This is a genomic window from Zoogloea sp. GDB6, from assembly GCF_056724105.1.
In genome coordinates, this window is record NZ_CM161497.1 from 2,683,832 (window position 1) to 2,702,083 (window position 18,252).

Here is an 18,252-nt window from a genome sequence, read left to right on the forward strand (position 1 = left end):
TTTAATTTATGCCTTTGGAATATAAAACGGCTGATTTTTTATCCTTTTAAAACATTGACTTCTAGGGGATGTGTACAGATTTTCCCTTCATCCCGGTCATACCCCATGAACAGGCGCTCCCCGAGGTGCTCCTCCCGCGCCACGTAATTGTGGTGGCAGTTGATCGCTTCGTCTTCGAGCCTGAAAGGTGGCAGAAGCGGCTTCACGGCCTCGATGACCGCCGCCATCATCCGGCTGCGGTTCAGGAACGCATAGTCCTGAGCCCATTCAACCGCCTCGACGTAGTCGTCGAACAGGTCCGAGCCTTCCGAAAAATAGGCGAGGTCCTGGTCGGGCAGGTGAATCTGATTCCGCCGCATGTCCTTCTGTGCCGCGGCGATGAAATAGCGCCCCAGCACATTGCCAATGCCGCGCGAGCCCGAGTGCAGCATGATCCACACCCGGTCCGCCTCGTCGAGGCACAACTCGATGAAGTGATTGCCGCCACCCAGCGTACCGATCTGGCAGAGCCAGGTCTCGTTGAAGCGACGCTGCATCTTCATCAGTCCCGGATGCTTGCCGACGACCACGTCCAGCCGGTCGTTCAGCACCCGCCCGACGCGCTGCAGGGCGCTGCCTCGCATGCGGCTGGCTGCGTGCTGGTTGAAACCAACCGGTACCGCGCTTTCGATACCCATCCGCAGACTGCGCAGGTTGTCCGGAAGCTCACTGGCGATCAGTGAGGTACGCACGGCGTTCATGCCACAGCCGATATCGACACCGACTGCGGCAGGGATGATGGCGCGCAGCGTGGGAATGACGCTACCGACGGTGGCGCCGATGCCTGCATGTACGTCCGGCATGGCGGCAACATGGCCATGCACGATCGGCAATGATGCGACGTTCAGCAGTTGCTGGATTGCTTCCGGCTCGATGTCGCGCGTCCAGACCTTGACCGGCACGCGACCTTTGTTCAACTCAATTTGTATGCCCATGGTGATTCCTGAATTTCTTACAGCGGCTTTGCTTTGCCGCTCTTCATGGAATCCGGGACGGAAAGGGAAGCCCAAAACAAAAACCCCCGGCAACGGCCAGGGGTTTTGCTTTTTCCCAGCCCGGATTCGCCTTGCGCGAGTTCCGGGCAGCACAATGCCTACGCTCTCAGCGCGTTGTTTCCTTCAAGTTGGCTGCAGCAGGCATTGATGTCTCCTTTGAAAGGGGTGGCAGGGAAAGTGAAGAGAGATTCTCAGCAAAGACTATGCGGATGTCAACAGGGTCGGCACATGGGCGCAGATGCCGCTTTCGGAACTAGGGCATGCTTCATACTTCTGAAAACAGTAAGTTCCTGATATTTAACGGTATTTTGCTCCGCCTTACTTGTTTCGGGTAGTGCTACGAGCACGAAAAAAGCCGCCAAGCTCGCCCCGGCCATCCTCTCCGCCACCTTCTTCCAGTAGGCCCGCCGGCCTTCGTTCTTCTCGGTTGCCGCCTCGACCTGGGCGAGCAGTTCAAACGGGTCCATCTTCAGCACTTCGGCCAGCCGCGCACATGCGTAGGCGTCGGGCCGCGCCTTTCCGTTTCGGTATTCGCTGATACGCGGATTGGGTATATCTAATTTCTTTGCAAGCGCGTAATCGCTTTCTACGCCAAGCGCTTTCTTTGCTTCGTCTATAACTTTTGACATATCCATGACGGCGGTCCTTGTGCTAGTGGGCTCAGTGTAGTTCGGATTCCGAGATTGACAATACCTCGGATTCCGAGATAGGTTTCGGCTGCCTCGGATTCCGAGGTATTCCGGAGCCCCTCGTCATGTCCCCCGTATCCCACTCAGATCCCGCGTCCAAATCGTCCATTTACCGCCAGGAGCTGCTTGAAGCGCTTGGCGACATTCGTGAATCCCGTCGTTTGATGGTTAAGCACGCTGATTTCGGTCAGCAGTGGCGGCTTGCCTGGAATGCGAAGTGGTCGTTGCAGGATTCTGCGCGCCACAACCTGTCCATGCTCGGCGGCCTGGCAGGGGAGTGGTAAGCGATGACGTCTCCCGTATCCCGATCAGATCCCGCGTCCCTGGCTCGCCAAGTACGCGAGCCCCAAGCAGATCAGAAACCAAACGGCGATCAGGTTAACGAAAGTTGCTTTCAGCCCGCTCCGTTTGCCGCTGTCCACGTCTGTTTCTTCAGTGAAGCCCCGGTATCTGATGTAGGCAATGCCGCCCAGAACCGGAACGCCCAGCGCGAAGAGATACGCGATGTGCTGGAGGGGTTTGAGGAAGTTCTCAAAGTCAATAGGCATAAATCTTTTGAAGTCCTTGATTTTTTTCGGTCGTTCTTTAGTGAATTTGGTTTGCTCTTGGTCGGCCTGTTCTATGGCGTTTTGTTTGGCATGCAGCTTCAGGAATGGATCGCTTCGGGGGTGCATCCGTGAGCCTCCCCACCGAAGATCTCCGCTGCGGCCATCCGCCGAGCATCTGGTCATCTTTCATGCATCGCATGCGCCAGAAACCCAAAGATGACTATCACGGCGACACCACGGATGGCCGTCCCCCATATGCCGTCATTCAGGTTCAGCTTTTTAAGACCGACGATTGCCAGCCTAGCCAATCCGATGGTGACCGCGACTTCGAGGGTCAGCAGTACACCCGGACCCTTGAGGGCATCGAACGCGTAATCCGCGTAAATCGGCATTCCCATCTCTACTCCTTAATGGATTTCGGGGAGTTCTTGTTTCAGCTGTGCCTCTTCCTTGCGGGTTGGGCGGCTGGTTTCTTTGTCGCTCTCGAACTTGTCCTTGATGTGTCTCGGCTGCAATGAATTGCGCCACCCCGAACCAATCCCAAACGTCATTTACTTTTCATTGATCTGGAGCCCTCGCCATGTCCAACGTAGCCCCCGTCGATAGCACGCAATCCAAAGGTCGCCCCCTCGGTCTCGGCGAAGCGGTCCTGCAGGGCCGTCTTTCGCTGGTCCGCAAAGCCGGCAACATCGGCTTCTCGCACCTCATCATCCTTCCCGCTCCCGACCAGTACAGCGCGCCGTCCACCGTCGAGGTGGTTGCCAAGTCCCGTCTTGGCGCCGTTGAAGACGACATCCGCGTCCGTGTCCGCATCGCCGGTTTCCGCCGCAGCTACGAGAGCCGCGACAAGGACACGGGCGAAATCACCAAAGTCCATACCGCCGATAACCGCCTCTTCGCCGTCGAGGAGTAACGGCTATGCAACCCGCTCGCGTGGTCGAAGACCTTCGCAATTTTTCGAAGGCCGAGGATAAGCACCCGGCATTTGTCTCGAACCTCTCGCAGATTCTCGACGACGATTTTCTTGCGCTTGGCCGACCCGTTGAAGAGTTCGAGTTCTGGCTGTCGTCCTTGGTGAGAGCCATGGTCCTTCGTGACTTCGGTGTCCGTATCGAGGACTGATTTCTGTCTCTGTGACGAAAATGGCCTTCACTCTCTACACCCTAACCAAGAGCGGCGCATTCGCGGATGCGTCGTTCTCGTCGTTCATCGACGCCCGGACGGAAGCGGCTACGCGTGTGCGTAGCGGCTTTCAGTTCGCGCAGATGATCGTCAATGGTCGCGGCGATCTGGAGGCGCGTATCGATCCGTTGCCGCCCGTTGTTCGGTCCTCTCGGCCGGTCTTCGAAGGCACGGAAAAAAAGTCCGGGTCCGTTGTAACACCCGGACTTAGTCCCATGGGTGGGACTCTTGACCAGTTTTCGACGGTTCAAGAGGGGGTCGGACTTAGTGCCATCGGTGGCACTTTCGAGCTGGCCGAGGGGGTCTGACGTGATCGACTGGATGACCCTCCGTTACCCCTTGGCGAAGCTGCCGCCGGCGATACAGGACCGCGTGCTTTCCGCCCTCGGCCGCATTACCTGCGTCTCTCCCGATGGCGAAATCCGTTGGGAAAAGCCTGTCCTTGACCTCGACGCCCTGCGCTCGGACACCCCGGGCCTGTGCTGGACCGTCACCGGCGGTGCTGACGGTGAGATGCGCCTCACCATCGGCGCCTCACCGGCCTTCATCACTTACGGCAACAATGTCTTCGGCTCTTCGGAGGTTCGCGAGTGCGCTGGCGTCCTGACGCGCTTCGCCTCGAAGTGCCTCGCCTCGATCCTGCCGCCGGCTCACGAGTGGGAATGCCGCCGGATCGACGTCACCGAGAACTACGCGCTCTCCAGCAAGCGCGAGGTGAAGCAGTTCCTTCGCCAGCTGATCACCGCTGATGCGGGCCGTGCCAAAGCGACCAGCGGGGGAGGGGATAGCGTCTATTGGAACAAGGGCTCGGACCTGCGCAAAGGCAAGGGCTACGGCAAAGGCGATCAGCTTCGCAAGCTGGTCAAGGATCGCAAAGCCGAAATCTCGGACGAGTTGCTTGAACTTGCCGACCGTCTCGCACGGTTGGAACTCACCCTCGGCGCTCGCTGGTTTCGCCGGCTGGCTGAAGAGGGTCGCAATTGGTGGGATCTCACCACCGAAGAACTGCAGAAACAGCACGAACAGTATTTCGAACGCTTCATCGGAAAGCAGGAGGTCACGGACATGGGCATGCTCTTGGAAGAACTTGAAAAGGTCACGGTCACGAAGAAAGGCGTTCAAGTGCAGGTGACCAAGTCACAGGCCCTTGCTGCGCATCGCACCTGGGCGCTCATCAAGGCCGTGGGCTTCGAACTGGCCCGCGAGTCGATTCCCCGCACGACGTGGTTCCGCCATATCGCCATGCTGCGTTCCGCCGGCCTCTCCGACGCCGACATCGGCGCCGGCAACGTCCTCCCGTTCCGCCGCCGCGAGATCTGCATTGCCTCGCCCGTTCGCTCCTGGGCAGAACTGAGAGCGGCCTGATGGAAGCCTACCTCCACGCTGGATTTCTGGTGCTGGCGTTCGCTGCCGGCTACCTCTCGGGGCTCTGGTCGTGACCGACATCACCGACACCCCCGAACTGATAGGCCTGTACCTGGGCGCATGGGCCGTTGGCTTCTGCGCCGGCTACTTGGTGAGGCTTTTTCGGCGTCTTGCCGATCAGGCTGTGTGATCCCGGAATGGACGGCCCGCCGGGCCGGCCGTGACGGGAGCAGACAGCCGATAACCCGCCCGATAGGGCAACACTTAGGAGAACCATGATGCAAACCACCCAAGCCGCCCAGAAGGGCTCCATCCGTCGTCGTATCGCTCAGGCCGTTGCGGCTGGCGCCTCGGTGGTCGCCGTTCAGGCGCACGCCGCACTGCCGACTGCGGCTACCGAAGCCTTCACCAATCTCAAGACCGATGCGCTGTCGCTCATCGACCTGGTGTGGCCTGTCGTCGGCGCCATCACCGTTGGCTTCGTGCTGATCTCGCTCTTCAAGCGCGGCGCCTCCAAGGTGTAATGCTGTGCGCATGACGTCCTCGTCATGCAGGATCGCGGCCCTCGTGGCCGCTTTCTTCTTGAGCCAGTCGGCGGCGGCTCAAGAAGACAATCCGCCGCTGCCGGCTCCTGCACCGGCCAAAGCGGCTTCACCAGGGGGCATCAATGCTCGCAAGCCTGCTTCTGATTCCAATCTCTCAGCCTCGCGCACTCCTGCAGTTTTTCGTTGTGCTCGGGGCGTCTATTCAGACAATTGCCTCAAAGCCGATGCTGGTCCGCCACGTGATGTGTCGGTGCTTTTCCCTGAGACCTATGTGCTGGAGTGCCGGTCGTTTCTGCGTCCTGGCTTTGATTGCGTGCGGCGTGTCCGTGTTCGCTGATTGGATTGCTAAATGATCCGCGAGTTACGGTTAATCCTGTGGTTTGTTCTCGGTGCTTTTCTTGCGTCGGTTTCGGTATCTGCTTTTGCGGCGGGTGGTTTAATAGGTTATTGCAATACGTCTAGTTTTACGTCTGGTTGTTTTTCATCGGCTTCGGCTCAAGTGGCAAATCAGTGTGGCAACACTACTAATATGCGTACATTTGGGTCTCCGGTTGGACCTAATTGCAATTCTCAATATTGTGTTCAGTCCCAGACCTATTTAGTTGATACAAAAGGATCTACTGCTACAACTGATGATTGTTTCGCAAATGCGGTCGCTTATTATTGTCCGGACGGAAAAACTTGGAATGGGACTGCTTGTACTGTTCCTGATCCGTGTTCGTCTAGGTCTGGACAAGCTCTCGATGATGGCTCTATTGATTTTGGTGACGGTGCGAATAAGAAACTATCGATGTCTTTCCCGGTGCGATCCGATGATAATTACGTTGGCCAGACCTTTTGCTCCGGCGGTTGTTTGGCTGCAGTGGATAAAGAAGTTGGATCGGCTGGCATGACTGTGGATGGTACGTATTACGGTCAATTTTCCGCCAAGTATTCCGGGCAGAGCTGCCCGACGGGTCAAGCGGCTGCGTCGCCTAAAACGACGCCTGCTTTAATTCCGAAAAACACTGCCGAATACGATTGCGTTGCCAGTGGCATGGGCTATGGCTATGTCGGCTCGACGGTGAAATGTGTCGCCAAAACGTCGTCGAAAGAAACTGAAACAAAATCGACTCAAACGACCAATGCCGATGGCACTCGCACTACCGTTAATAAGACGGATAGCACGGTGTGCGCATCGGGCGTTTGCACGACCACCACGACCACGACCACGACGCAATACAACAGCTCAGGAACCGCAACGGGAACGTCTATTACCTCTGAGACCACCACCAAGGCCGACCCGAATTCTGGTCTGGGCACGGGCGGCGCTGGGAATGGTCAGCAACAGCAGGGCGCCGAATGCGGTATTGCCGGCAAGCCGCCGTGCGGCGTGAAGGTCGATGAGACCGGTGTATCGAGTGATGTCACAACGGTCGATCAGAGTGCCAAGCAGAAAATCATCTCGGCGTATGACGAAGTGACTGCGAAGCTGGAAGAGGTCACGCGTCCGAAGAACTGGGGGGTTACGTGGGTCTATAGCCCGCCGGCCGGTGCGTGCTCCGCATTGCAATATGGCGTTACGGCTCATCAATTTTCGATCAATGTCTGCAAGCCCCTCGGCTATATCCGGGACCTGTGGAGTTACGTCATGTATGTGATGACAGGTCTTTATATCTGGCGCTCGGCTCGCGACGCCATGAACATCGTTTGAGGAAATCACCATGCCATTGCTCGCAACACTGCTTGCCAATCTTTTCGGATCGCTCGCCGGCTGGTTGGCCCAGTTCGTCGGCAAGAAGCTGGCCGTGGCCATGTCGGCGGTGGCGACCCTCGGGGCGCTGACTGCCACCTTTTACGGATCGATGTCGCTGCTGCTCAATGGCATTGCGTCGCACGTGCCGGATATGCCTGGTGCGCAAATCGGCATGTGGGTTGCCTGCCCGGACAATCTCCCGGCGTGCTTCGCGGCGATCCTGTCCTGCGACACCACCGTCGCGCTGTATCGTTGGTCCCTCAAGAATATCGGCTACATCGTGCAGAGCACCTGACCATGGCGGACTACCTTGTTACCGGAAAGAAGGGCAACGGCAAGAGCCTGGTTTGCGTGGCTCGGATTCGTGCAGCGCTCCGGCGGGGCGCTCGCGTCGCCACCAACCTCGACTTGCACCTCGACAAGCTGCTACCCCTGGACAACCGATCCGCCCGTGTCATCCGCCTGCCTGACAAGCCGACCCGGGCCGATCTCGAGGCGATCGGCGCGGCGTACGAAGGTAAGTACGATGAGGGCAAGTTTGGCGTCCTCGTGCTTGATGAGCTGGCGACCTGGCTCAACGCCCGCACGTTTCAGGACAAGGATCGCCAGGGCGTGCTGGAGTGGCTGGCGCACTCCCGGAAACTGCATTGGGACACGTACTTGATCGCCCAGCATCCGAATCAGATCGACAAGCAGGTGCGGGAAGCCCTGGCTGAGTTCCACGTCATCTGCCGCCGTGCCGACCGAATTCGCATCCCGATCCTCGGTCTCAAGCCTCCCCGGGTTCATATCGCTTACGTCCGCTACGGGGTCGATCAGCATGCCTTGCTGTCGGATCGGTGGATGTACCGGGGCAATGACCTGTTCGACGCATACGACACCGAGCAGGTGTTCCGCTCTGACTACCCTCACGGCGTCCACACCGTCCTTCCGCCTGGCTACTGGGCACCGAAGCCTCCCCGGTCCTTCCTCGCGTCCCTGGTGGCCTTCCTGCGCCGCAAGGCACCGTCGAAACCCGCTCTCAAGCCCAAACTGCCGGCGGTGGCCACCCTGGCCGCGTTGCCGCCGGATGAGGCGTTCGCCCAGGCCCGGCGCCTGGTTCTCTCCGGCGTCGTCTAGTCGATTCGTGTAGAGTAGGGCGCTTAACTGGTTGATTTCATTACAAATAAAACGTTTCATTTGAATCGTTTTATTTGAAACGGAATTGAATCGCCTCATGCTATTTAATTACAAACTTTCGATAGTTTTAATTTGCGTTGCAGTGACGTAAAATCACTTCATCGAATTAGCGCAACGGTGACGAAAATGGTCGATCAAAACGACAAGGCAACGGCGGACCTGATCGGCGATGCACCGAGGCGCCGCGGCCGTCCGTCGATGGGCAACGCCAAAACCGGGGCTGAGCGTATGCGCAAGGCCCGTCAGACGGCGTTCCGTAGCAATGACGAGAAGTCCATTCCGACATCGATGCTTTACGAGCGGCTTGCCGATGCCCATCGTCTGGGCCAAAGGATGACGTTCGAGGACATCGTTTCCGAGCTGCGTAGCCGGATGACGCAAAACCCGTCGCAGTGACGGAAAAGGGAACCCCATGAGCGCGATCACTTTCGACACCCTGAAGTACGTGGAACGCCTGAAGGATGCCGGCATGCCCGAGGCCCACGCGAAAGCCGAGGCCGAAGCCTTGCGCGATGCCCTGGGCGAACTCGTCGAGCTGCGTAGCCTTGCGACGAAGGAAGACATCACGGCTCTGCGTGCCGATGTCCATACGTCGATCGCGGAAACGAAGGCCGACATCATCAAGTGGGTGGCCGGCCTGCTGCTCGGCCAGGCGGCGTTGATCGCGGCCCTGGTCAAACTGCTCTGAATTTCCTTAACTGTGACGAAAAAGGCCTGGCCTCGAGCCAGGTTCGCCTTGCCGTGATGTAGAGGAGGGCGCCGAGCTCGAGCGTGGCGCCGCATCTCCTTGTTCTGCTGTACTTTCCGCCGCCTACCCCTGCTTTTCACCCTCGCCGTTGCTTTTGCCTTTCCCGCCTCTGCCTTGCCGCCTTTCCGCCTCTGTCGTTTCTCGTCTCCGCCGTTTCTGCCCTCCCTGCCTTGACCCCTCGCCGTTGTTCCTGCCTCTGTTTCAGTCCCTTCCGTTTCTCCCGCCTTTGCCTCGCCTGCCTTTCGCCTTGCCCTCTGTTCCAGTCTCTCGCCTTTCCTCCTCTCGCTCTTCCTGCCTACCGTACATAATCCGTCGCAGTGACGAAAATCAAACTCAGCCCAGCGCCAGGCATCGGCAAGCTGCCGAGCCGCTCAGCGGCTCGCGCGCTGCCGAACAGAAAAGGGGTTCCGCCCGCAATGAACTATCACGCAGCGGCGCGGCACGCGGGCCTGATAGCGTGCCGCTGCCATGGCTGCCAAACCGAAACCCTGGGAAGTGCAAGAAGACTGGTACGCCGGGCTGGCCCGGCGCGTGCTGGCCGAGATGTCGGCGCAGAACGTCACGATGTACCGGCTGTCCCATCTGTCGGGCGTCCAATACACGCTGACAGCTCGGTACATACGAGAAGGCCGGCGAATGCCGGCCTTTGCGCTGTTTCGGTACGCCCAGGTGTTAGGCGTAACCGTGTCGGATCTGGTTGGAGACAGGGAAGAGCCGCGACAGCAGGGCCTTGAGTTTCCTGATGACTGAACTTCTGAAAACAGTAATTTTCAGAAGTATCAGAATGAGGCGATTCTCTCATCAAACTGCCGCGGCTGCATCCACCACACTGTTTCGCTTGGTTACTGCTGCTGTGTGGTCGGCGTGGTTGTGCAGCATCCAGGGCACGTTGCCGCCGAAGAGCTTCTGCTCGGCGCCGAACAGGAAGGAGCCGAGCCACAGGCCCTTCTTCATGTAGGGCTTGAAGTTGCGTTTCCTTCAGGTAGGCAAAGTGGCGCTTGAATTGAAGCGCAGTAGCAACGCACCGTTCTTTTCAGGTAGAACGGTCGGCAAGCTACAGGGCCGCGCCCTCATCCGTCGCCGGGGCCTTTCATTCACCCTAATGCTGGAGCCGAACCATGTTGCGCGATCCCCGCCTCATCGAACTGTCCCGCGAACACCACATTGCGCTGCGCCTGGCCAAGCGACTTGCAGGCGCGGGTACCGCGGATGGCCTGCCCGCTGTCACGAGCTTCCTGCGCCAGGAAAAGCCCACCCTGCTGCGCCATTTCGGCGACGAGGAGCGGGATCTGCTTCCGCAGCTACGCGAATTTGGTGAGGTGGCGCTGGCCGAACGGCTCGTTAAAGAGCACCGGGATATGGAAGACCTGATGACGCGCGACCAGGATCCGGCGGCACTGACGAGCCTGGGGCGCATGCTCGCGGACCATGTCCGCTTCGAGGAAAGGGAGCTCTTCGAAGTCCTGCAGAAGCACTGGGCCGCCAGCGCCTGACGTAGTGCCCAAATGAGCGAACTGCGACAGCAGGATCAGAAGGAGTACTTCATGACCAGGGACAGCTTGTCCCGATCGGTGAGCAGGTTGATCTTCTTCTGGTCCACCGTCTCCGCCTTACCGAAGTAGCCCAGGTAGGTCAGGCCGATCTGGAAGTTGCGGTTGTAGGTGAAGTTGGCGCCGATGCTGCCACGCGTATCCCCTTCCCCACCAACGCCGCCGGTCAGCGTGCGGCCCTGCAGCTGGCGCGACAGGCTGATCGGCACCGACAGATCCCAGCCCTCGAAGACGCCGGGGTAGCTCAGGGCCAGCGTGCCGGACAGCGCCAGGCCATGGTTGGTGTTGAAGAAGGATTTGTCGGAAGTCGGGAATCAGCGGCGACCTGCCCACCCAGAACGGCGACTTCAACCGTTTCGTCTACGACGGCCAGACCCGCAGCACCACCGTCGGCGGCTTCGGCGCACTGTTCGACTACCCCAACCTGTTCAGCGGCTGGGACCTCAGCACCAAGGTGATCTGGACCCAGAACCTGGCCGGCAGCAGCTTCTCCGGCATGGGCCGCGACGAGCGGCGCCCGACTTCAAGTACCTCGGCAACCTGCAGCTGGGCCTCACCTACGTCGGCCACATCGGCTCGCCGAGCCTGCGCGACATCCGCCGTAGCGCCCGCATCCTGATGGAGGGCTGGGTGCGCGTTGATCCTGGAAACTGAGGGCCGTCGGGCGTAGCTGGGACGCGGCCCACGCTCCAGGCTCTCGGGAGAGCCTGGAGGGGCTTGCACGGAGATAGGACACGGAGAGCGCCGAGGACGCCCAAAGGTCCAGCGGCTGCGGGGGTTGTCTGGTCTACGAGGACGGAAACACCCGGGCACACAGGAAATCGACGAAGGCGCGGACCTTGGGCGAGGGATGTTTGCTGGCCGGCCAGAGCACATGGAAGACGCCGGTGCGTTCCACGTGCGCTGTCAGAACAGCACGCAAGCGCCCATCCGCCAACGGCTCCCTGATCGCAAATTCCGGCAGGTAGGCGATCCCCAATCCCTGCAGCGCAAAGCACACCCGCGTCTCGATGTTGTTGCAGATCATCGAGGTGGGCAACGGCAGCTCGGGCTCGCCGGGCGCCTGTCGCAGCGCCCATGTTTCCAGCTTGCCGCTGTTGGGAAAGCGGTAGTGCAGGCAGGCGTGTTGCAGCAGGTCGGCAGGCACCTGCGGCGTGCCCCGCCGCGCCAGGTAGTCGGGCGAGGCGACCAGCATCGAGCGGAAAACGCCCAGCCGGCGCGCCGACAGGCGCGAGTCCGCCGGGTCGCCGGTCCGGACAACGGCATCGAAACCCTCCTCGATCACATCGACCAACCGGTCGGTGAAGTCCAGGTCCAGCTCGATGGCCGGGTAGTCGCGCATGAACTCGCCGAGCACCGGCAGCACCAGCGAACTGACCAGGGGCAGGCTGACCCGCAGCCGGCCGCGCGGCGCCGACGTCGCCTGCGACAGCTCCAGTTCCGCCGCCTCGATCTCGGCGAGGATGCGGCGGCTGCGCTCCAGGAACAGCGTGCCTTCGGCCGTCAGCGAGACGCTGCGCGTGCTGCGGTGGAACAGGCGCACGCCGAGCTTTTCTTCCAGCCGCGACACGCTCTTGCCGACGGCGGAGGCCGATACGCCCAGCAAGCGGCCGGCCGCGACGAAGCTGCGTGTCTCGGCGACCTGCACAAACACCATGAAGCCGTTCAGGCTGTCCACCGCGCCCCCATTGCGGACAAATAGTTCCGCTCAAAATGGAACTGTACCCTGCTTTTTCTCTAATCACCGATTTCCTATCGTGACGGGCATGTTCATTGACGAAAGGAATTTCCCCGTGACGACGCCCGTATTTCCGCAGTCTTCAGGCCTGCCGCCCACCGATCTGTCCGCCCGCATCCAGGCTGCGCTTCAGCGGGCGCTGGACGAACAGCGTCTGGTCGGTGCCGTGGTCCTGGTGGCCCGCGACGGCGTATTGATCGACCGCCAGGCGGCCGGCTGGGCCGACCGCGAAAGCCAGCGAAAAATGACCGTCGACGCAATCTTCCGCCTGGCATCGGTCAGCAAGCCCATCGTGTCGACGGCCGCGCTGGTGCTGGTGGCGCAAGGCCGGCTCGGCCTGGACGACGGCATCGATCGCTGGCTACCCGGTTTCCGACCACAATTGGCCAATGGACGGCCGGCGCAGATCACCGTGCGGCAACTGCTCAGCCACACGGCGGGGCTGGGCTACCGCTTCTTCGAAGCGGATGCGGACGGTCCTTATGCGCGGGCCGGCGTCTCCGACGGCATGGATGCGTCCGCTATCAGCCTGGAAGAGAACCTGCGCCGCATCGCCAGCGCGCCGCTGCTGTACGCGCCGGGCACAGCCTGGGGCTACTCGCTGGCCACCGACGTACTGGGCGCCGTGATCGAACAGGTGCACGGCGAGCCCCTGGAGGCCGCCGTCCGCCAACTCGTGACCGCTCCGCTGGGCATGGCCGATACCGGCTTTGTGGCCCTGGACGCGCAACGCGTGGCGACCGCCTATGTGAATGACGCCCCCCGGCCACACCCCCTGGCGGAAGGCGAAACCGTTTCCCCCTTCGAAGGGGCCATCGGCATCCCCTACAGCCCCGCGCGCATCTTCGATCCCCACGCCTTCCCGTCCGGCGGTGCGGGCATGGCGGGAACGGCCGGAGACTTCCTGCGTCTGCTGGAAGCCTTGCGCCAGGGTGGCGGCGCGCTCCTGCCCGACGAGCTGATCGCCGAGATGGCGCGCGATCAGACCGGCGGACAGGAGCTGCCCAATGCGCCGGGCTTCGGCTTCGGGCTGGGATTCTCGGTCTTGCGCGACCCGGCCCTGGCCGCTTCCCCCGAGTCGGAAGGCACCTGGCGCTGGGGTGGCGCCTACGGCCATGCCTGGTTCGTGGATCGGGCGCGGGGACTCAGCGTCGTCGCCTTCACCAACACCTTGTACGAAGGCATGTCGGGGCGTTTTGTCACCGATCTGCGCGATGCGGTCTACGGCGCCCTGGAGGCCGGGCGATGAGCCCGGCGGAGCACGCGCGCCTGCCTGTCGGAGCGCTGCTGGCCCTTGCCATGGCGGCTTTCATCACCATCCTGACCGAAGCGCTGCCGGCCGGCTTGCTGCCCCGGATGGCACAAGGCCTGGCCGTCTCCGAGGCATGGGCCGGCCAGACCGTCACCCTCTACGCCATCGGCTCCCTGGTCGCCGCCATTCCGCTTACGGCCATCACCCAGGGGATGCGGCGGCGGCCGCTGCTGCTGGCCGCCATGGCCGGCTTCGCCATCGCCAATACGGTGACGACCCTGTCCGCCAACTTCGCGCTGATGCTGCTGGCGCGCTTCCTGGCAGGCGTCTCGGCGGGATTGCTGTGGGCGCTGCTGGCGGGCTACGCGGCGCGGATGGTGCCCGAACACCAGCAGGGCCGCGCCATCGCCATTGCCATGGCGGGCACGCCGCTGGCCCTGTCCCTGGGGGTGCCGGCCGGCACCTTCCTCGGCACCGCGATGGGGTGGCGCATGTGCTTCGGCGCCATGAGCCTGCTGGCGCTGGCCCTGATGGTCTGGATCTACCTGAAAGTGCCGGACTTCGCGGGGCAGGCTGCGGACCAACGCCTGTCGCTGCGGCAAGTCTTCACCCTGCCGGGTATTCGCCCGGTGTTGTTCGTGGTGCTGGCCTTCGTCCTCGCGCACAACATCCTCTACACCTACATCGCGCCGTTTCTGGCGATGGCCGGCATGGTGGAGCGCACGGATCGGGTGCTGCTGGTTTTCGGCGTCACGTCGCTGCTCGGTATCTGGATCATCGGCATGCTGATCGACCGGCATCTGCGCACGCTGACCCTCGCGAGCAGCGGCCTGTTCGGACTTTCGGCGTTAGCGCTGGGCATCGCAGGCGATGCGGCGATCGTCGTCTATGCCGCGGTGGGGGCCTGGGGACTGGCTTTTGGTGGTGCCGCAACCTTGTTCCAGACCGCACTGGCCAAGACCGCCGGCGCTGCCGCGGATGTCGCACAGTCGATGCTGGTCACGGCCTGGAACACGGCCATTGCCGGTGGCGGCATCGTGGGTGGCGTGCTGCTGGAGCGCCTCGGCGTCGGGGCCTTCTCCCCTGCCCTGCTGACGCTGCTGCTGGCCACGCTGCTGGTGGCATGGTCGGCCAGACAGCACGGTTTTCCCGCGCCGGCGGGATGAAATCGAATGGCGCCGCGCCACAGATGGATACTCACTATCCATTTTTCGGACGCCGGGTTCGAAGCTTCGGCCCGGCACACCGAAGTTTCGGACCCGGACCTCGAAGTTTCGGACTTTGAATCCGAAACTTCGGTCCCGGAGTCCGAAGTTTCGACCGACGAGACCGAAACTTCGGATTGCACCGCCGAAGTTTCGATGATTGCCACCGAAACTTCGGGCTCGATCACCGAAAAACGGATGTTTGCATTCCATTACTGGCAGGCAATCATCCGATCATCCAGGGCCGAGTCCGAAAAACCCGACTCGGGCCCCGGGCGCGGGCCATCTCGTTGCGGGTGTAGATGTCGGCCAGCTTGTGCTTGATGCCCTGGTAGGCGCCGATTGATCGGCGTTCATTTTTTTCGGCGTATAGTTGGTCGCATACGCGCTGGAGAATCTGCACACAATCATGACCTTGCCGGGGTTGTTACGTGTACTTCCGATCAGCGGCAATTCGAGGATCGGACGGAGTCTCCTGGCCTTCTGGCTTGGACTGAATGCGGTCGCCGTGCTCGTTACGGCGGGCGTCCTCCATCAAAGTCGCGAGCAGTACGACAAGCGCGCCGAAATCATCAACGAGAACATCGCCAAAGCCCTCGACGAGAGTCTGGCAGTAAGCATCGGCGGCATCCGGCTCAGCCTGAGCACCGTGGTGGACAAGCTGGAAGACGATTTGCGTGTCCACGGAAAACTCGAGCCCCAGGAAATCAATCGCTTTCTCAAACGGCTGGAGGCCCGGCTCGCGTCAGGCGCGAAGATCCGCATCAGCGATGAAGCCGGCAACGTCATCCTGGGCGACCAGGTCAGGCCGAAGGAGGTTTCCTGGGCGGATCGGGATTTCTTCTCCCTTTTCCGCAAGGCACCGGACGCGGGTGTCCTCATCGGCAATCCGGTCATCGGGCGGGTTACCCGGATGCCGGTGATCCCCGTGGTATTGCGCTACAACCATCCGGACGGCCGCTTTGGCGGCGTGGTGGCGATTGCCATTCCAGTCCAGTATTTCTACGAGCAGTTGAGCAAGATCGACTACGGCGCCCACGGGCTTGCCGTGCTGCGCGATGCGCGCCTCGACCTGATCACCCGCTATCCCGTGCTCGACGCCCCCATCGGACGGCTCGGTGCGCCCATCTACAACAAGACCCTGATGGCAGCGATTGCCTCCGGAAAAAGCCCCGTCACCTACCACACGGACAAGACGGCCGACGGCGTCGAACGCCTGATCACCTACCGTCGCATGTCGTCCGGCCCCTTCCATCTGATCGTCGGCATGGCCCACGACGATTACCTGCAAGGCTGGCATCAGCAGGTCTGGCAGATGCTCGCTGCGCTGATCGCCTTTGCCTGCGTTACAACCTTCTTCACGCTGTTTTCCCGGCGCATGCTCATCGAGTCCCAGCGCGAAGGGCTGCGTGCCAAGGTGCTGCTGAGGAACGCCAGCGACGGCGTGCATATCCTGAACCGCCAGGGCTGCGTGCTCGAGGCCAGCGACTCCTTCTGCAGGCTACTCGGATACACCCCCGAGGAAATGCTCGGCATGAGCATCGCGCGATGGGATGTCCATGCCGAAGACGGTGCGCAAAGGCGGATCGACGCGCTCTTCCTTCGCCAGGCATCCATGCCCTTCGAGATGGAGTACCGGCGCAAGGATGGTATCTGCGTCGATGTGGAAGTGAGCACCCAGCCGCTGCTGATCGACGGGGTCGAACTGCTCTACGCCTCGTCGCGTGACATTACCGAGCGCAAGCAGGCGGAGCGGGAGCAGCGGCGCCTCAATCGCTCCCTGCGCCTGCTGAGCGACTGCAATCTGCTGCTGGCCCACACGGCCGACGAACCGACCCTGCTCAACGCGATCTGCCAGCTGATGGTCGCCACCGGCGGCTACATGATGGCGTGGGTCGGATTCGCGGAACAGGACGAAGGCAAGTCGGTCCGGCCGGTCGCCGTATCCGGTCATGAGAACGGCTACCTGAACGGTCTCTACATTTCCTGGGATGAAGCAAGCCCGTTTCAGGGCCCCACCGGCGTAGCCATCCGGACGGGGCTGACGCAGGTCGTGCAGAATGCCGAGGTCAATCCGGCCCTGGCGCCCTGGCGTGAGGCCGTGCTGAAACGCGGCTACCAGTCGGTGATTGCGCTCCCCCTGGTCTGCCAGCAAAAGATCATTGGTGCGCTGGCGCTCTATTCCGCCGCGCCCAATGCTTTTGCCGCGCAGGAAGTGGAGCTGCTCGAAGAAGTCGCCCGGAACCTGGCATTCGGCATCCATAGCCTCCGCACCCAGAAGGAAAGGGATTCGGCCAACGCCGCGACCAGTGCCAAGAGTGCGTTCCTGGCCAACATGAGCCACGAAATCCGGACCCCGCTCAACGCCATCCTGGGAATGGGGCATCTGCTGATGCGGGAAGGTGTCACCGAAAAACAGGGCAACCGCCTGAAGACGATCAACGCGGCGGCGGATCACCTGCTGAGTGTCATCAATGACATTCTCGACCTGTCCAAGATCGAGGCCGGCAAGCTGACGCTGGAAAGAACCGACGTCATGATTGAGGCCCTGCTGGGCAATATCGCGTCCATCATCGCGCCACGGGTGCAGGCCAAGGGGCTGAGGTTCAGGCTGGACACCGAGAGCCTCCCCAAGCACCTGCTTGGAGACCCAACCCGGCTGACCCAGGCGCTGCTCAATTACGCCAACAACGCCCTCAAATTCACGACGGCCGGCAGCATCACGATACGTACCAGCCTGGTCGAAGAGGATGCGGAATCGGTGCTCCTGCGTTTCGAGGTTCAGGACACAGGGGTGGGTATTGCGCCGGAGGCCTGCGCACGCCTCTTCGTCGCCTTCGAACAGGCCGACAGTTCGACCACCCGTCAATATGGAGGCACCGGTCTGGGCCTCGCCATCACCAGACATCTGGCGGAGTTGATGGGGGGCGAGGTCGGCGTGACGAGCAGCCTCGGGGGCGGCAGCACCTTCTGGTTCACCGCCCGGCTGGAGAAGAGCACCCAGCCGGATGCCGCCCAGCCCAGGCTGGCCCCCGGCGAGGTCGAGGCCCAGCTGGCCGAAACTTGCAAAGGCAAGACCGCGCTACTGGTGGAGGACGAGCCGATCAACCGGCTGGTGGTCGTCGACCTCCTCGCCACGACCGGACTGATGGTGGAGACCGCGGACGACGGACAGCAGGCTGTCGAGAAGGCAGAAATGAAAGCCTACGACCTGATCCTGATGGATATGCAGATGCCCCGCATGGACGGTATTGAGGCAACCCGCCGCATCCGCCGGATCCCCGGATGGCAGGACGTCCCCATCCTGGCGATGACCGCCAATGCCTTCAGCGAAGACCGCACCAACTGTCTCGATGCCGGCATGAACGACTTCCTGTCGAAGCCGGTGGTGCCGGAGCTGTTCTACGCCAAGCTCCTGTTCTGGCTGCAGGAGCCGGACCAGGCCCGCACTTCGTAGGGCCCGGGCTCAACACAGGGCTTGG

The 18,252-nt window shown here is 61.5% G+C and carries 24 protein-coding genes and 1 pseudogene; 16 read left to right on the top strand and 9 right to left on the bottom strand.

The window, feature by feature from the left end:
* Positions 1–38: 38 nt before the first annotated feature.
* Positions 39–974: an RtcB family protein gene (locus AC1PQG_RS12155; RefSeq protein WP_481122798.1), complete on the bottom strand. Its 936-nt coding sequence runs from the start codon at positions 972–974 to the stop codon at positions 39–41.
* Between the two features lie 272 nt (positions 975–1,246).
* The gene (locus AC1PQG_RS12160; RefSeq protein ID WP_481122799.1) at positions 1,247–1,669 is read right to left on the bottom strand and encodes a helix-turn-helix domain-containing protein; all 423 of its coding nucleotides are present in this window, start codon (positions 1,667–1,669) and stop codon (positions 1,247–1,249) included.
* 119 nt (positions 1,670–1,788) lie between these two features.
* Between AC1PQG_RS12160 and AC1PQG_RS12165 the strand changes: the two genes are divergently transcribed.
* Positions 1,789–2,007 (top strand): hypothetical protein, encoded by a 219-nt coding sequence (locus tag AC1PQG_RS12165; RefSeq protein ID WP_481122800.1) that lies wholly within the window; start codon positions 1,789–1,791, stop codon positions 2,005–2,007.
* Positions 2,008–2,031: 24 nt separating this feature from the next.
* Here AC1PQG_RS12165 and AC1PQG_RS12170 read toward each other — a convergent pair whose 3' ends face one another.
* Genes AC1PQG_RS12170 through AC1PQG_RS12180 form a run of 3 tightly spaced genes read right to left on the bottom strand, consistent with a single transcriptional unit; the run spans position 2,032 to position 2,822 of the window.
* Entirely contained in the window at positions 2,032–2,397 is a 366-nt protein-coding gene (locus tag AC1PQG_RS12170) for a hypothetical protein (RefSeq protein WP_481122801.1), read from the bottom strand.
* Between the two features lie 53 nt (positions 2,398–2,450).
* Positions 2,451–2,669 carry a hypothetical protein gene (locus tag AC1PQG_RS12175; RefSeq protein WP_481122802.1) on the bottom strand — a complete coding sequence of 73 codons (219 nt, stop codon included), beginning with the start codon at positions 2,667–2,669 and terminating at the stop codon, positions 2,451–2,453.
* 9 nt (positions 2,670–2,678) lie between these two features.
* Positions 2,679–2,822, bottom strand: a complete 144-nt coding sequence (locus AC1PQG_RS12180) for a hypothetical protein (RefSeq protein ID WP_481122803.1) — start codon at positions 2,820–2,822, stop codon at positions 2,679–2,681.
* Between the two features lie 29 nt (positions 2,823–2,851).
* On the opposite strand from AC1PQG_RS12180, the gene AC1PQG_RS12185 reads away from it, so the two are divergent.
* The 11 genes from AC1PQG_RS12185 (at position 2,852) to AC1PQG_RS12235 (ending at position 9,775) form a co-directional block, all read left to right on the top strand.
* A complete protein-coding gene (locus tag AC1PQG_RS12185; RefSeq protein WP_481122804.1) occupies positions 2,852–3,184 on the top strand; it encodes a hypothetical protein in 333 nt (110 codons plus the stop codon).
* Positions 3,185–3,189: 5 nt separating this feature from the next.
* Positions 3,190–3,393: a hypothetical protein gene (locus tag AC1PQG_RS12190; RefSeq protein ID WP_481122805.1), complete on the top strand. Its 204-nt coding sequence runs from the start codon at positions 3,190–3,192 to the stop codon at positions 3,391–3,393.
* A gap of 20 nt (positions 3,394–3,413) precedes the next feature.
* Entirely contained in the window at positions 3,414–3,761 is a 348-nt protein-coding gene (locus AC1PQG_RS12195; RefSeq protein ID WP_481122806.1) for a hypothetical protein, read from the top strand.
* Position 3,762: 1 nt separating this feature from the next.
* Complete coding sequence (locus tag AC1PQG_RS12200; RefSeq protein WP_481122807.1) at positions 3,763–4,818, top strand: phage/plasmid replication protein, II/X family; 1,056 nt, start codon at positions 3,763–3,765, stop codon at positions 4,816–4,818.
* A 278-nt stretch (positions 4,819–5,096) separates the two neighbouring features.
* Positions 5,097–5,342 (top strand): major coat protein, encoded by a 246-nt coding sequence (locus AC1PQG_RS12205; protein ID WP_481122808.1) that lies wholly within the window; start codon positions 5,097–5,099, stop codon positions 5,340–5,342.
* Positions 5,343–5,712: 370 nt separating this feature from the next.
* Complete coding sequence (locus AC1PQG_RS12210; RefSeq protein WP_481122809.1) at positions 5,713–7,056, top strand: hypothetical protein; 1,344 nt, start codon at positions 5,713–5,715, stop codon at positions 7,054–7,056.
* Positions 7,057–7,066: 10 nt separating this feature from the next.
* Positions 7,067–7,393: a DUF5455 family protein gene (locus AC1PQG_RS12215; protein WP_481122810.1), complete on the top strand. Its 327-nt coding sequence runs from the start codon at positions 7,067–7,069 to the stop codon at positions 7,391–7,393.
* Positions 7,394–7,395: 2 nt separating this feature from the next.
* Positions 7,396–8,217, top strand: coding sequence for a zonular occludens toxin domain-containing protein (locus AC1PQG_RS12220; protein ID WP_481122811.1), 822 nt, complete (start codon positions 7,396–7,398; stop codon positions 8,215–8,217).
* 186 nt (positions 8,218–8,403) lie between these two features.
* Positions 8,404–8,673 carry a hypothetical protein gene (locus AC1PQG_RS12225; protein WP_481122812.1) on the top strand — a complete coding sequence of 90 codons (270 nt, stop codon included), beginning with the start codon at positions 8,404–8,406 and terminating at the stop codon, positions 8,671–8,673.
* 16 nt (positions 8,674–8,689) lie between these two features.
* Positions 8,690–8,965: a hypothetical protein gene (locus tag AC1PQG_RS12230; RefSeq protein ID WP_481122813.1), complete on the top strand. Its 276-nt coding sequence runs from the start codon at positions 8,690–8,692 to the stop codon at positions 8,963–8,965.
* 528 nt (positions 8,966–9,493) lie between these two features.
* Positions 9,494–9,775: a hypothetical protein gene (locus AC1PQG_RS12235; protein WP_481122814.1), complete on the top strand. Its 282-nt coding sequence runs from the start codon at positions 9,494–9,496 to the stop codon at positions 9,773–9,775.
* A gap of 51 nt (positions 9,776–9,826) precedes the next feature.
* Here the strand turns inward: AC1PQG_RS12235 and AC1PQG_RS12240 are convergent, their stop codons facing one another.
* A complete protein-coding gene (locus tag AC1PQG_RS12240) occupies positions 9,827–9,979 on the bottom strand; it encodes a hypothetical protein (RefSeq protein ID WP_481122815.1) in 153 nt (50 codons plus the stop codon).
* A 164-nt stretch (positions 9,980–10,143) separates the two neighbouring features.
* Between AC1PQG_RS12240 and AC1PQG_RS12245 the strand changes: the two genes are divergently transcribed.
* Entirely contained in the window at positions 10,144–10,518 is a 375-nt protein-coding gene (locus AC1PQG_RS12245; protein WP_481122816.1) for a hemerythrin domain-containing protein, read from the top strand.
* Between the two features lie 35 nt (positions 10,519–10,553).
* Here the strand turns inward: AC1PQG_RS12245 and AC1PQG_RS12250 are convergent.
* The 3 genes and pseudogenes from AC1PQG_RS12250 to AC1PQG_RS12260 form a co-directional block, all read right to left on the bottom strand.
* Positions 10,554–10,850 (bottom strand): annotated as a pseudogene (locus tag AC1PQG_RS12250) (DUF1302 family protein); the annotation flags it as partial.
* Positions 10,851–10,989: 139 nt separating this feature from the next.
* Positions 10,990–11,145 (bottom strand): hypothetical protein, encoded by a 156-nt coding sequence (locus AC1PQG_RS12255; RefSeq protein WP_481122817.1) that lies wholly within the window; start codon positions 11,143–11,145, stop codon positions 10,990–10,992.
* A 217-nt stretch (positions 11,146–11,362) separates the two neighbouring features.
* On the bottom strand, positions 11,363–12,253 hold the full coding sequence (locus AC1PQG_RS12260; protein WP_481122818.1) for a LysR family transcriptional regulator: 891 nt from the start codon (positions 12,251–12,253) through the stop codon (positions 11,363–11,365).
* Positions 12,254–12,368: 115 nt separating this feature from the next.
* On the opposite strand from AC1PQG_RS12260, the gene AC1PQG_RS12265 reads away from it, so the two are divergent.
* The 3 genes from AC1PQG_RS12265 (at position 12,369) to AC1PQG_RS12275 (ending at position 18,227) form a co-directional block, all read left to right on the top strand.
* The gene (locus AC1PQG_RS12265) at positions 12,369–13,562 is read left to right on the top strand and encodes a serine hydrolase domain-containing protein (RefSeq protein ID WP_481122819.1); all 1,194 of its coding nucleotides are present in this window, start codon (positions 12,369–12,371) and stop codon (positions 13,560–13,562) included.
* Complete coding sequence (locus AC1PQG_RS12270) at positions 13,559–14,731, top strand: MFS transporter (RefSeq protein WP_481122820.1); 1,173 nt, start codon at positions 13,559–13,561, stop codon at positions 14,729–14,731. The genes AC1PQG_RS12265 and AC1PQG_RS12270 overlap by 4 nt, the downstream gene beginning before the upstream one ends.
* Positions 14,732–15,278: 547 nt before the next feature.
* Positions 15,279–18,227 (top strand): response regulator, encoded by a 2,949-nt coding sequence (locus AC1PQG_RS12275; RefSeq protein WP_481122821.1) that lies wholly within the window; start codon positions 15,279–15,281, stop codon positions 18,225–18,227.
* Positions 18,228–18,252 lie beyond the last annotated feature (25 nt).